The sequence below is a fragment of the Streptomyces sp. MMS24-W38 genome (assembly GCF_059889265.1).
Window position 1 is genome coordinate 7,126,891 of sequence record NZ_JCBCPP010000001.1, and the last position, 11,767, is coordinate 7,138,657.

11 protein-coding genes are annotated in these 11,767 nt (G+C 71.9%); 7 read left to right on the plus strand and 4 right to left on the minus strand.

Annotated features, from left to right (window positions below):
* Positions 1-65: 65 nt before the first annotated feature.
* Positions 66-1,097 (minus strand): 7-epi-alpha-eudesmol synthase, encoded by a 1,032-nt coding sequence (locus AC6F7H_RS31500; RefSeq protein WP_500761148.1) that lies wholly within the window; start codon positions 1,095-1,097, stop codon positions 66-68.
* A gap of 329 nt (positions 1,098-1,426) precedes the next feature.
* On the opposite strand from AC6F7H_RS31500, the gene AC6F7H_RS31505 reads away from it, so the two are divergent.
* Entirely contained in the window at positions 1,427-1,819 is a 393-nt protein-coding gene (locus AC6F7H_RS31505) for a VOC family protein (protein WP_500761150.1), read from the plus strand.
* A 96-nt stretch (positions 1,820-1,915) separates the two neighbouring features.
* Here the strand turns inward: AC6F7H_RS31505 and AC6F7H_RS31510 are convergent, their stop codons facing one another.
* Positions 1,916-2,221: a DUF4235 domain-containing protein gene (locus AC6F7H_RS31510; protein WP_363038495.1), complete on the minus strand. Its 306-nt coding sequence runs from the start codon at positions 2,219-2,221 to the stop codon at positions 1,916-1,918.
* A gap of 295 nt (positions 2,222-2,516) precedes the next feature.
* Here AC6F7H_RS31510 and AC6F7H_RS31515 point away from each other — a divergent pair, with 295 nt between their 5' ends.
* Positions 2,517-2,666, plus strand: coding sequence for a hypothetical protein (locus AC6F7H_RS31515; protein ID WP_500761152.1), 150 nt, complete (start codon positions 2,517-2,519; stop codon positions 2,664-2,666).
* Positions 2,667-2,954: 288 nt separating this feature from the next.
* Positions 2,955-4,787 (plus strand): ricin-type beta-trefoil lectin domain protein, encoded by a 1,833-nt coding sequence (locus tag AC6F7H_RS31520; RefSeq protein ID WP_500761154.1) that lies wholly within the window; start codon positions 2,955-2,957, stop codon positions 4,785-4,787.
* Between the two features lie 33 nt (positions 4,788-4,820).
* Here AC6F7H_RS31520 and AC6F7H_RS31525 read toward each other — a convergent pair whose 3' ends face one another.
* Entirely contained in the window at positions 4,821-5,441 is a 621-nt protein-coding gene (locus tag AC6F7H_RS31525; protein WP_500761156.1) for a DUF4232 domain-containing protein, read from the minus strand.
* Entirely contained in the window at positions 5,438-7,858 is a 2,421-nt protein-coding gene (locus AC6F7H_RS31530; protein WP_500761158.1) for a SpoIIE family protein phosphatase, read from the minus strand. Before AC6F7H_RS31530 ends, AC6F7H_RS31525 begins: the two co-directional genes overlap by 4 nt.
* Positions 7,859-8,172: 314 nt before the next feature.
* Between AC6F7H_RS31530 and AC6F7H_RS31535 the strand changes: the two genes are divergently transcribed.
* The 4 genes from AC6F7H_RS31535 to AC6F7H_RS31550 all read left to right on the plus strand — a co-directional run bounded on the left by AC6F7H_RS31535 (position 8,173) and on the right by AC6F7H_RS31550 (position 11,536).
* Positions 8,173-8,418 carry a hypothetical protein gene (locus AC6F7H_RS31535; RefSeq protein ID WP_500761160.1) on the plus strand — a complete coding sequence of 82 codons (246 nt, stop codon included), beginning with the start codon at positions 8,173-8,175 and terminating at the stop codon, positions 8,416-8,418.
* A 3-nt stretch (positions 8,419-8,421) separates the two neighbouring features.
* Positions 8,422-8,799, plus strand: coding sequence for a toxin Doc (locus tag AC6F7H_RS31540; RefSeq protein ID WP_500761162.1), 378 nt, complete (start codon positions 8,422-8,424; stop codon positions 8,797-8,799).
* 341 nt (positions 8,800-9,140) lie between these two features.
* A complete protein-coding gene (locus AC6F7H_RS31545) occupies positions 9,141-10,721 on the plus strand; it encodes an RICIN domain-containing protein (RefSeq protein ID WP_500761164.1) in 1,581 nt (526 codons plus the stop codon).
* 380 nt (positions 10,722-11,101) lie between these two features.
* Positions 11,102-11,536, plus strand: a complete 435-nt coding sequence (locus AC6F7H_RS31550; protein WP_500761166.1) for a subtilase-type protease inhibitor — start codon at positions 11,102-11,104, stop codon at positions 11,534-11,536.
* Positions 11,537-11,767 lie beyond the last annotated feature (231 nt).

The following is an 11,767-nucleotide window of genomic DNA, read 5'->3' on the forward strand; positions in this document are numbered from 1 at the left end:
CGGGCCGGCCACCGTGATCGGCGGTGCTGCGCGGCCCTGCCACGGGGTCGCGCAGCACCGCCGGCTCACACGGTCAACAGGTCGTCGACCGAGCCGCGGCCCGCCTGTTCGGCCGTGGCCACCGCTCCCTCCTTCGCCGCCGCGTAGCGGCCGCTGGTCAGGGCCCACTCGTAGTTGCCCTCGATCCAGTGCTGAATGGCCTGTACACCTTTGTCCACCCGGTCGCGTTCCTCCGCGTCGAGCCCCAGATCGTCGCACATGTCGGGCACCCGCGACTCGAGGAGGAGGTACTCGTCCAGGCAGGCGGTCGTCATGCGGTACGCCTCGGCGGCGGCCTCCTCCCATGAGCAGCCGCGCTCCCGGTGCAGTACCGCGATCAGGTTGTGGCCGTCGCCGCGGCGCCGCTCCCGCTCGAAGGAGTGGATGTCGTTCATGAACCCTATGGTGTCCGCAGCCAGATCGCGCATCCGCTCCATCAGCGGATGCGCCATCGCCCGTGCCGGCACCTCGAAGCCGCGGCTGCGCTCACCGGCGTCGATGCTGTGGTGGATGCCGACGGTACGGCGCCGGAACACGGTGTACTCGTCGAGGCCGAGCGTCCCGGCCAGCCCGCGGGCCGCCAGGTCGACCTCCTCGCAGTGGGCCACCAGGAACCGCCCCCAGGACGCCGCGAACCGGGTCTGCCAGGTCAGGGACATGCCATCCGAGAGGCGTTCCCAGACCTGCGCCCAGGCCACCGTGATCGGGCAGGCCACCCGAGGAGTGCTTCCCGCTGGCCGCAGCGGGGTGACGATCAGCTCCCGCGCCACGTCCGCTATCAGGTCCGCGCGGTCCGGCCGGCCGGAGTCGAACTGGTCGTCGAAGAGGAAGGCCAGGGAGAACCAGTTCATCAGAACGACCATGTCCTCGGCCGAAGCGTACGGATAGGTGCGGGCGGCGGCCTGCGGCAGGTCCCAGGAGCGGTACTCGTCGAATCCGTCCCGGCTGCGGACCAGGCCCATCTCCCACACCCAGCGCAGATGGCGCGCGCGGGCGTACTCCAGATGCTCGCTGACAGGGGTGTCGAAGGGGAGGTCGAACCGGACGTCCTGAGACATGTGCTTCCTTTCGGGAGGCAGAACGCAGAGTCCCCCAGCCCTGCGGGCGGGCCGTCTTCGCGATCGCCCGCACACTTGAACTCGTCTTCACGGAACGAAAGTTGAACCGGGAAGCGGTACGAAGCTGCCCAGATCCCAAATGATCTACACCGGGTGCCCCTCGTGATGTCTGTTACCTCACAGGTCACTTGAGGTGCTTACCAGCCCAAACACCCCTGAATTCAATGGACTTGGTGTGCAGATTGAAACCGTCGAGCGGGGACAGGTGCCAGGTACGGGCCGGGGCGCCGCCCCGAGCCCGGACGGACCCGGATCCCCTGGAGGAAGACATGGCACTGGTACATGCCGGAGTGGTGGTGCTCGACTGCGCCGAGCCCGAGAAACTCGCCGAGTTCTACCGGGAGTTGCTGGAGGCCGAGGTGGCCGACGCCAACGCCAACCGGGTGGAGGTGCGGGCCGCCGACGGCTTCCGGCTGGCGCTGCGCCGCGACGTCAACGCCACCGCCCCGAGCTGGCCGCGCCCAGAGAACTCGCTCCAGGCGCACCTGGAGTTCGTGGTCGAGGACCTGGATGCCACGGAACGCCTGATCGTGGGCCTCGGCGGGCGTGCGGTGGAGACGAAGGACGTCACCGGTTCCCGGGAGGAACGCGGCTACGCCGACCCGGCCGGGCACTCCTTCACCCTGCGCCGCGGGGTACCGGTGGGGCCGAAACAGGGCTGACGGGCACATCCCCCACCAAGACCCCGGCGGTCCCGGCCCCGGGTGCGCCGGGCGCCGGGACCGGGGCGGGGGAGTGGAGGCAGGGCGCCGCCCCGGTCAGTCACGTCCGCCCTTGTCCGGGACCGGCCAGTAGCCCGTCGAGCGCTCGATGGCCTTGGCGCCCGCGCGGTCCACGGCACTGCGTACCGCCGCGAAGATGGCGCCCTGGATCGCGGCGGCCAGCAGGATCTCGCCCCAGCGGCGGTCCCGGTCCAGCGCGTCAGGCGCGTTGTCCTCGTGCCGGATCAGCTTCCATGTCTTCTGGAAGGCGAGCCCCGCCAGGGTGCCGCTCGTCCAGCCCAGTGCGAACCCGATGGGCTTGTATGCCAGGGGCAGCTTCTTCTTCTTGGTCTTCTTCGCCACGTGGATCTCCCAGGTCGGTTCCAGCGTTCAAAAGTCCCTGTGACCACGTTCCCCGTTTTGCGCCGTGGGCACGGCCCCACCGCACCCGACCGGGTGCCTCGGGAGTGCGAGAGGCGTGGGAGGCGGGACGGAGAACCCTGCCGCGACGGGGGAACGCAGCGGGGCCCGACCTGCGGATGCCCGTCGACCGGGCCGTCGTGCACAGCGGAGCGAGGAAAATTCCGGAGCCCCCGGGTGGGGAGCGGCCCGAAGGCCGTACCGTGCCGGCGGACCGGACGAGTGACCAGGGCTCCGGGTGACCGAACAGTCCGGGAAACCTTTCCTCCACGTCGCCGTCCGCGCCGCCGCGGCCCAGGCGCAGACCGGCCGCCGTGCCCCTTTCGGGACACCGGACATCGAACCGGATGATCGGGTACGTGAAATCAAGTACCTCAAATTCCATTGACACTTTGTCAAAAGCCAGTGGCCGTGAGAGAAATGCGCGAAACCGCGGAGTCCCTTGTTCCTGCTCGTTGACCTGTGCAAAAGTGGGTCGTACCGGCGTGCGGACAATGTCTTTTGTCCTGGCGTGCGCGTGGCCGCTCCCGCAGGCCGATCGGCTCCAAAAGAGCTGTTCCGGACGGGTTCTCGAGATGTCGAATCCCGTACGGACGGGCTCCCGTCGTATCGTCGGTGAGGCTGCGGGCCCGCTGGTACGGACTTTATTCCGCGCATCCTCGAGAGGACTGCATCCGTGAAGGACACCGGTCTGTCGCATTCCCGGGTTCCGGCCCATTCGTCCGATGTGACGGACGAGCAGCTGGCCGCCGAGCTGCGGAAGTGGACGGGTGCCACACCGGCGCTGCACCCCGCCGGTGAACTGCTGGACCGGCACTGGGAATCGGTCTTCGGCTACGCCCGACTGTGCACCGACGGCCCGCGGTCCGCCGGGATGCTCACCACCGCCGCGTTCACCCGGCTCTTCGGCGAGACCCTGAAGCACAACGGACCGGGTTCCGCGTGGCGACCCCAACTCCTCGTCACGGTTCGCAGGATCGCCGCCGAGTGGAGCGGCGACCATCGGCGCGACATGCTCCGTCCCGATCTCACCGCCGAGTCCGGTGACGGCCGGCGGCCGGCCGCCCGGCTGCTACCGCTGCCCGAACGGCGCCTGCTGGCAGGGGCGTTCCAGCGACTGCCGCAGTCGGCGCGCTGTCTGCTGTGGCACGTGGAGGTCGAGTCCGAACCGCTCCGCGTCCCTGCCGGGCTGCTCGCGCTGGACGAGGAGGGCGCCCGCATCGAACTGCGCCGCGCCCAGGACCGGTTGCGCGACGAAGTCCTCCAGCTCCACGGTGAACTGGCCCCCGACCAGGAATGCCGACGCTATCTCCGCCTGCTCGAGGTGACCTACCGGCGAGCGGGCACCGAACTCGACCCGGACCTGCGCACACACCTGGACAGCTGCGTCCACTGCCGGCACGCCGCGGACCAACTCGCCTGCTTCACCGGCGGACTCGGCACAGCCCTGGCGGAGGCGGTCCTCGGCTGGAGCGCACGGGAGTACGCGGAGAGCCGGGCACGGGCGGCCGACGTCACCGATGAGCCGGCGGACGGGTCCACGGACGGCGGCTCGACGGCCGAGGAGCGGCCGTCGCCCGAGGGCCTCGTCGGCGCGGCCTTCCCCGGCCACTCAGACGGGTCCTCGGGCACGGCGGACGAGCCGTTCACCGACCCGGCGCCGATCCCGCTCCTTCCCACCGAGGGACCCCGCACCGCCCCCACCGTGCCCCCGGTCCCGAACACCGCCCCACCTCCCGCCACGCACCCGGCCCCTCGTCCCGCTTCCCGCCCCGGGCGACGTGCGGCACCCCGCACCGGTCCTCGAGGTGCCGTGCTCCGCGCCGGTTCCCGCGTCGCCCGGAAGGCCGCCCGCCGGGCCGCGCGCCGGCGCAACCTCGCCGCAGGCATCCTCACGGTCAGCGGGCTGATCGTCCTTCCACTGGTGCTGTGGACCTCGGGCGGCTCCGACGCCTCCGCACGGGGCGACGGCCGCCCCTCCGAAGCCCCTGGTGCCGAGGAGGGCACCCCGTCGACAGGCGACCCCTCGCCCGGCTCCGGCGAGGTGGTCAAGGGCGCCCTGCGCGGGCGGCTGCACAACACCGCCTCCGGCCTGTGCGTCGGCGTGGTCGGCGACCGTGCCGTCGCGGGAGCCGAGACCGAGCTCACCGCCTGCTCGACGGGCAAGGTCCAGCAGTGGACGTACGAGACGGACGGGCTGCTGCGCAACGCCGCGGAACCGGACCTGTGCCTCGACTCCCGTCTCGGTTACTCGGTGCGGCTGGCCCGGTGCACGGGCCCGGCGCGGGCGAACGCCGACAGCGCGCGCTACGACTTCACCGTTCAAGGCAGCCTGGTGCCCCGCTCCGGCCAGGACCTGGGGCTGGCACCCGCAGCGACCGACGGCTCGGGCGCCCTCGTCCTCAAGACCCGCGACGATTCGGACACCCAGCGCTGGGCGATCCACGCCTCGGAGTCCGCCCCGCGGAAGAAGGTCGTCAACCGGGACGCCGACGGACCGCGACGGTGAGGCGTCCGCCGCGGGCGGACGCACGCACCCGTGTCAGGGGCCGGTGCCCTCGCTCAGTACCGTGACGAACACCGCGGAGAAGTCACCGGCGACGGGCACGGCACCGGCCGTCCACGGCACCTTCAGGGAGTCCCGCTCGTTCGGCGGGGTCACCAGCAGTGCCGCAGGGGTGGCCGTGCGCGCCCCGCTGATGCCGGGCGCGGAGTACCGCAGCCCCGCCCACGCGCTCTCGCCGGGCTCCAGTACGACGTGCACGGCGTCACCGGGGGAGCGCTTCGGGTCGGGGCCGAGCTGCCTGCCGGACGCGTCCACGAAGGCGGCGCCGGGATAGCCGTACAGGGTGCAGGCGTGGGAGGAGACGTTGGTCAGTACGACGGGGAAGTTGCGCTGACCCGCGCCCGGATCCACGCCGCCGACCCGGGCCCGCAACTCGGAGGTGTGGCAGCGGGCCGTGGCGAGTTCGGCCGTCCTCCCGGAGGCGATGACGGCGGATGCGGCACCGGCATCCGAGGCCGTGGTGACGCCGGAGGCCGCGGTGCCGGTGCCGGTTTCGGTGCCGCAGGACGCCACCGTGCCGAGTACCGCCAGCGCACTCGCGAGTACAGCCGCCCGACGCACGAAAGCCCCGCCCGTGATGGTTCGGAAAGCGCTCACAGCTCCTCCTGCTCCAGCAGTCCCAGTTCGGCCCAGATGGTCTTGCCCTCGGCGGTGTGCCTGCTGCCCCACCGCTGGGTGAGCTGGGCGACCAGGAGCAGCCCCCGTCCGCCCTCGTCCCAGGTCTTGGCGCGCCGCAGGTGCGGGGCGGTGTGGCTGGTGTCGGACACCTCGCAGATCAGCGTCGCCGCGTCGCAGATGAGCCGGAGCCGGATGGGCGGGGCACCGTAGCGGATCGCGTTGGTGACCAGCTCGCTCACCACCAGCTCGGCGGTGAACGACGCCTCGGTCAGGGACCAGATGCCCAGCTGGTCCAGGACCTGTTTGCGGATCGGTGCGACCAGCGCCGGGTCGGCCGGGATGTCCCAGGTGGCGACCTGGGAGGACGGCAGCCCACGGGTACGGGTCAGCAGCAGGGCCGCGTCCTCCGTCCTGCTGCCCGGACCGAGCAGGGTGTCCAGGACACAGTCGCAGGCCTCGTCGAGCGATCCCGAGGCCGCGTTCGACAGGGCGTCGGTGAGCGTCAGACGGCCGGTTTCCGTGTCGCCCGCCGGGCCTTCGGTCAGCCCGTCGGTGTAGAACGCCAGCACGGAGCCCTCGGACAAGTCCAGCTCCACGGACTCGAAGGGCAGGCCGCCCAGGCCCAGCGGCGGTCCGGACGGCAGGTCGAGCACGCGGGCCGGCCCGTCCGGCGGAACCAGGACGGGCGGCGGATGCCCCGCCCGCGCCAGGGTGCAGCGCCGGGACACCGGGTCGTACACCGCGTACAGGCAGGTCGCGCCGACCTCGCCGTGACCGCTGTAGGCGGCCTCGCCATGGCCGCCGTCACCGTCGCCGGCCGACTCGTGGGCGAGGTGCAGGACCAGGTCGTCGACGTGGGTGAGGAGTTCGTCGGGGGCCAGATCGATGTCGGCGAGGGTACGGACGGCCGTACGCAGCCGGCTCATCGTCGCGGAGGCCTGGATGCCGCGGCCGGCGACGTCCCCCACCACGATGGCCACCCGCATCCCGGACAGCGGGATCACGTCGAACCAGTCGCCGCCCACGCCGGAGCGCGCGGCCGGCAGATACCGGGAGGCGGAGTCCACCGCGGCCGTCCGGGGCAGGCCGCGGGGGAGCAGGCTGCGCCGGAGCGTGCGGGTGGTCTCGCGTTCACGGGAGTAGCGGCGGGCGTTGTCGATGCAGACGGCGGCCCGTGCCGTGACCTCCTCGGCCAGCAGCACGTCGTCGTGGGTGAAGGGCTCGGGGTGCCGGAACCGGGTGAACACCGCGACGCCGAGAGTGGTACCGCGGGCCTGGAGGGGGACGGACAGTATCGAGTGGACGCCGAACTCCCGGACCTGCCGGGCGTGGGCCTCGTCGGCCGCGAGCCACGGATCGAGATCGCCCGAGGTCACCGAGGCGACGACGCTGTGGCCGGCGATCAGCGAATCGGCCTGGGGTGCGGCGGCCGGGTAGACGATCACCTCGTCCGTGTCGGCGATCGACTCGAAACCACCCGGGTTGCGGGACCGGTGGGCCACCCGGCGCAGCGTGACCGGCAGGGTCTGCGGATCGGTGGCGTCGGCACCCAGGTCGCTCTGCTCGAGCAGGTCGACGCTGACGAAATCGGCGAGCGCGGGCACACAGACCTCCGTCAGCTCCTGCGCCGTCCGGGTGACGTCGAGGGTGGTGCCGATGCGTATGCTGGCCTCGTTGACGAGTTGCAGCCGCGCCCGCGCGCTGTACTGCTCGGTGAAGTCGTGGGCCGTCACGCATACGCCGGCCACCTGGCCGCCGTCGTCTGTGAGGGGCGCGATCCGGGCCAGCCAGGCCTGTCCGTGCCCCTCACCGGCGGCACGTACGCGGGTCTGCATGTCAAGGCCTCGGCCGCTTCGCAGCACCTGGCTCATGTGCCGCTCCAACTCGAAGTGCCGGGGCCGGCTGCCCAGCTCGGTGGGCCTGAGCCCGCGCAGCTGGCGGGCGGGCAGCCCGAGGAGGGCCGCCATCGCGTCGTTGACACCGCGCAGGCGCAGGTCCCGGTCGAAGACCGCGGTGGCGCACGGGGACTGGAACATGGCCGCCCGGAGCAGCGGATCCTCGGCCGGATCGGTTTCCCCGGACCCCAGCGGTGTGACGACCAGCCAGTCGCCGGTGCCGCCGTCCTCCCGCCGGAGGCGGTGGGCGAGCACCCATACGGTGACGGTGCCACCGTTTTGGTGCCGAAGCGCGAGTGTGCCGCTCCAGAGTGTGCCCGACGGCGGTGGGGGCGGTTCCGCGCCGGTGGCGAGCAGGTCGGCCGCGGCGCGGCCGACCACCTCCTCGGCGCTGTGCCCCAGCAGCAGCCGGGCACCTTCGTTCCACCGTACGAGGGTGCCGTCGGCGGCGATGACGGCGCGGGCTGTCACCGGATCGTCGAACGGGTCGTCCGGCCTCATCGTCGCCACTCCATCGCGCACACTCACCGTGAACTGGTGGATCGCCAGAGTTCCAGCCTAGTGCGTCGAAGCCGGACATGGCCCGGTGCCCCGGTCGGCCCGGGACGCGAGGTCGGGGCGGGAGTGGCGGGTGCGGTACCCGAAGCGGTCGCCGGGGGCCCGCACCCGCGGTGTCCGCACCTGCTCCGGAGCTGCCGTCCCGTTCCGTGGGGCGACACCTCCGGTCCGCTCCCACCTGCCTGCCCGGTACCGGTTAATAACCGCTCTGAGCTGCTGATATTTACGATTGAGTACCTGAGATGTACCGTGAGGACATGCCTGCTCTCAATGTGGAGTTCAGTGACCGTGAGCTCGAGGACCTGCGGCAGATCGCCAAGGAGCGCGGTACATCGATGAAGGCGCTCGTGCGCGAGGCGGCCGCGGCCGACATAGCGCGCCACCGGGCGCTGCAGGAGGGCGCGGAGGAATTCCGTCGGTTCTTCGCCTCCCACGCCGACGAGTTCGCCGCCGCCTTCCCGGACGACGAACCACGCGCCAAGGGCGAGGGGCGGGCCGCCTGACCGATGGGACCCGTCCTGCACATAGACGTGCCCTGGCTGCTCCAGCGGCACGAGGAGGTCCTCCCGGACCAGCCCACCGTCAACGACTTCTCGGCGCTGGTCGCGGCCGTCGCCAGGCATCGCGTCGACCCGCCCCGCCTCGGCGTGAACTCGGACCCGGCCTGGCGGGCCGCCGCCCTGCTGCACACCCTCGCCCTGCTCCGGCCACTGCCGTCGGCCAACGCCCGCTTCGCCTGCGCGACGGCTGTGGCGTACATGTTCGTCAGCGGAGTCGGCATCGACCCGCCCTACGGCGCGATCGTCGACCTGGCCCGCGATCTGATGTCCGGTACGGCGGACGTCTACGCGGCGGCGGACCGACTGCGGTCCTGGCAGATCTGACACCGCCGCCCGGAATGCGAACCGGGGGATGGCGAAGGGGAAAACGTGCAGGTGGAAAGCCGGTGCGAGGGGTGTCGACCGGGCTTTTCGTGTCGACTTTCTGTCAACGGGCGGAGGTTGCCCAAGTGCCTTGTTGGCCATGTGCGGGTGTGCGAGAGCGAGCCGCCCGCGAGGGGGGTAAAATCCGGGGTCGCACGCGCGTTGACGAACCGGATCCGAATTCACCGTAGGTGAATTCGCGTCCTCCCGCGCAAAGCCGCCAAGAGGTATGGACCACTCGGGGACTTCCCTTTGGGCGTCAGAACTTCTGTGTCACCTGCGCGTGGGAAGGAACCACCTCAGTGCCCACCCCTCACCCCCGTCGGCCTCCATATCCCCCTTCCGGCGGGGATCCGGGGGAATCCGACGAGGTCCTCGCCACGCGGCTGCGAGGCCGCCCGGAGAGCGAGGCCGCCCAGTCCGTGGCATTGCTGACGGCGCGTCACTGGACGTCCATGCACGACTACGCGACCGTCTGCCTCGCCTCGTCGGGGCCGACGGCCGCCATGGTCACCGCGGCGGCACAGCACCGGGTCCTGGACCGGATCGCCCTCGGCGAATCGGCCGTCGCGCTGCGCCCGGTGCTGCTGGTGGCCGTGCGGGACACGGTCCGGGAATGGGCCGCCGACGACCGCACGGCGGACGCTCTGCCCGACCTGCAAAAACCCGCGGGCGGACGCGGTATGCGCGCGGCGAAGACGATGACGCCGGACAACCGCACGCTCGCCCAGCGTTCCTTCCGCTCCCTGCCCGCCCTCGCACGCTGCGTGCTCTGGCACGTGGAGGTCGAGGCGGAACCCATATTGGTCCCGGCCGGTCTGCTCGGCATCGATCCCGACATCGCGTCGGGCGCGCTCGAACAGGCGCGTGACACGTTCCGTCAGGGCTGCGTCCACGCCCATCAGGAACTCGCGCCCACGAAGGACTGCCGGTTCTACAACCGACTCCTCGACGTGCCCATCCGCCGGGGCAGGACGCTGCTCCCCGATGTGCAGCAGCACCTGACGGACTGCCGCTACTGCCGGAACGCGGCCGAGCAGCTGAGCCATTTCGAGGGCGGTCTCGGCACACTCCTCGCCGAGGCGGTCCTCGGCTGGGGCGCCCGCCGCTACCTCGACTCCCGCCCCGGCCGGGCGACACCGGGCCCGCGCGGCGGCCGCGCCGCCCGCCGCGGACACCAGGGCGGCGGCGGACGGTCCGGCGGCAGCCGGCGCCGCCTCCTGTCCCGGATCCCCGCACCCGCCCGCCTCACCGGCCTGGGACTCCCGGACGCGGTGCGCTCCACCCGCACCCTGCTCACCGGCCTCGGAGCCGTCTCGGCCGGCGTGCTGGTGAGTGTGCTCATCGCGGGGCCCTCCACACCCGACGGCGGCGGCACCGACCCGACGGGCGCCACCAGCGCGGCCGGCGGCGGAGGAGTCGTACCGACCGAGTCCCCGCCGGGCGTGGCCGGCCTGCCCGCGGGGCCGGAGCAGACCCTCCTGCGCAACGCCGCCTCCGGCCTGTGCCTGGACACCCGGGGCGAACCCCGGGACGGCGTCGGCACCCGGCTGGCGCCGTGCTCCTCACGGTGGAGCCAGCAGTGGACCTACGAGGACGACGGCCTGCTGCGCAGCGTGGCCGACCCCGGTCTGTGCCTGGACTCGCACAAGGACGCTGGCGTCGTCGTCCTCGCCACCTGCGCCGAGGAGAACGACGGCCGGGGCGACGACGTGCGCTACGACCTCACCGTGCAGGGCGAGTTGCTGCCCCGCTGGGACGAACAGCTGGCGCTCGCCCCGGCCGGCCCTGACGCGAACGCCGACGTCGTCGTCAGGGTGCGGGACCGGGCCGAGGGCCAGCGCTGGGTGACCGAACCGGTGGAGTCGGCCGAGGACTCCTGACGTGAACCGTGTGCCGTGGCGGTCCACCGCCCCGGCAGGGCGAGGGCGAGGTCCGGTTCGGCGAGCGGACGGCGGAGGAATCATGAACACAAGCTGTCGCGGAATGGTCGGCCGGCAGCGGAATCGGAATGTTTCAGGCCTATTACTGAGCGGCGGGAATTCGGCCATCTGGCCACTTCGCACACGCGGCACCCCTGTGATTACAGGGTTCGCGTTTCCACGTTCCGTGACTTCACGCCACTGATTCAATACGCAAGGTTACCGAAACCGGCAGGGTCGACGTGTGTTTCCGCGGCGGACTCGGCAGACTCCCGCTCGCCGGTCCGGCACCACCGAGCAGGGTCCGGCACCTCGTCGAAACGAGCGGAAGGATGCACACAATGCGGAACACCGCGCGCTGGGCCGCCACCCTCGCCCTGACGGCCGCGGCCGTCTGCGCACCTCTGTCCCACGGGGCGTCGGCCGCCCCGGGCGACGCCCCGTCCGCGCTCTACGCCCCGTCGGCCCTCGTGCTCACCATGGGGCGCGGCGAGAGCGCGGCGGCCGTCACGCCGGAACGCGCCGTCACCCTGACCTGCGCCCCCGAAGCCTCGGGCACCCACCCGGCCGCGGCCGCGGCGTGCGGGGAACTGGCCGGGGTGGGCGGGGACCTGCGCGCGCTGACTGCCGCGGAGGGTGTGTTCTGCACCAAGCAGTACGACCCGGTCGTGGTCACCGTCGACGGCGTGTGGCAGGGGCAGCGTGTGTCCTACGAGCGCACCTTCCCCAACGAATGCGTGATGAACGCCCACGGTTCGGGCGTCCTCACGTTCTGAGACCGGGACCGCACGGTTTCCGTGACCGCGCGGCGGTCGGGGTACTGGGGAGTACCGACCTCCTTGCGGAACGTGCGGTCTCGCACAAGGGGGTCGGCGGGCGGAGTGGGGCCGCCCGCCGGCCTCCGGCGTTTCCGGAGGCTTGCTCTCCTTGACTGGAACACGACTCCAGAAGCATGTCGGACTCGTGTCCGACGCTCCTTGGAGCGCTCTCGCCGATCCGCGGGCCGG

Excerpts from the sequence above, each read along its gene's own strand:
- AC6F7H_RS31500 (WP_500761148.1), bottom strand. The coding sequence starts at position 1,097 with ATGTCTCAGGACGTCCGGTTCGACCTCCCCTTCGACACCCCTGTCAGC.
- AC6F7H_RS31505 (WP_500761150.1), top strand. The coding sequence starts at position 1,427 with ATGGCACTGGTACATGCCGGAGTGGTGGTGCTCGACTGCGCCGAGCCC.
- AC6F7H_RS31530 (WP_500761158.1), bottom strand. The coding sequence starts at position 7,858 with ATGAGGCCGGACGACCCGTTCGACGATCCGGTGACAGCCCGCGCCGTC.
- AC6F7H_RS31535 (WP_500761160.1), top strand. The coding sequence starts at position 8,173 with ATGCCTGCTCTCAATGTGGAGTTCAGTGACCGTGAGCTCGAGGACCTG.
- AC6F7H_RS31540 (WP_500761162.1), top strand. The coding sequence starts at position 8,422 with ATGGGACCCGTCCTGCACATAGACGTGCCCTGGCTGCTCCAGCGGCAC.
- AC6F7H_RS31550 (WP_500761166.1), top strand. The coding sequence starts at position 11,102 with ATGCGGAACACCGCGCGCTGGGCCGCCACCCTCGCCCTGACGGCCGCG.